Origin of the sequence: Pseudoalteromonas sp. PS5 (assembly GCF_004103255.1) — a bacterium.
Lineage (GTDB): Bacteria > Pseudomonadota > Gammaproteobacteria > Enterobacterales > Alteromonadaceae > Pseudoalteromonas > Pseudoalteromonas peptidolytica.
The window spans coordinates 1-1,015 of record NZ_RCSQ01000193.1 but is presented as its reverse complement, the minus strand read 5'-3'; the positions used below and the strand labels follow the sequence as shown (position 1 = coordinate 1,015).

At 51.3% G+C, this 1,015-nt stretch carries 1 protein-coding gene; it reads left to right on the top strand.

The window, feature by feature from the left end:
- Nucleotides 1-1,015 (top strand): AMP-binding protein (locus D9603_RS19685; protein WP_153188202.1); only part of this gene is annotated, 1,015 nt, incomplete at both ends.

Below are 1,015 nucleotides of genomic sequence, written 5' to 3'. Positions count from 1 at the left end.
TGGCAAGCATCGTGGAGCAGCATGCCGCGAGTCACCCTGAACAAACAGCTATATTAACCAGCAGCGGTGACGCGCTGTCTTATGCCGAGCTAAACGGTAAAGCCAATGCCCTTGCCAACCACATCATTACTCAGCACCCCAAAGTACAAGCTGGCCTATTGCCTGCCGATACCCCTATCGCGCTTTACTTTTCTCGCAGCAGCGAGATGCTCATTGCTATGTTGGCTGTGCTCAAAGCCGGTGGTGCCTATGTCCCTGTTTCACCAGATTACCCCGAAGCTCGGGTTGAATTTATTTTAACCGACACCAATACCGACTTAGTGCTAACGCAGGAAAGTCACTTACCCTCACTTAACCCTGTGCTTGGAAAAGGCGTGAAAGCGCTCCGTGTCAATACCCATGCACTAGCGGTGGAGCATGAGAATTTAGTGCGTCCAACGGCCTTGACTAACTTGGCCTATATCATCTACACCTCAGGGACAACCGGACAACCCAAAGGCGTAATGCTCACTCAGCACAATGTGCTCTATTACCTTCATGCCTTAACCCGCCAGTTAGGGGATAAGTATCGTAACATCGACTTTTCGTCTAACTACTGTTTTGACCTGTCAGTCACGACCACCTTATGTCCGCTCCTCGCGGGGCAAACCGTGTGTGTCTATGAGGGAGATATTCTTGATGCCGCCGCCTTTAGAGTTCACCTCAGCGCCGCGAATATTGGTTTTGTAAAAACCACACCGAGTCTTGCCATGGCACTCTTACCAGGCAGTGACGCACAAGTCGATACCCTAATGCTCGGTGGTGAAGCGCTGACTGAGCAGGCCATTGACGCCTTAAGCGGCCATGTTAATGCTATCTTCGACGAATATGGCCCCACGGAAACCACTGTCGGTGCGATGCTGGCACAAGCGTACCCTCGCCTTCATCAAGGCATAGGTAAAGCCTATCCTAACGTTAATCTTCATGTATTATCTGAGTCGCTCCAGCCCATGCCTATTGGCGCACCGGGTGAGTT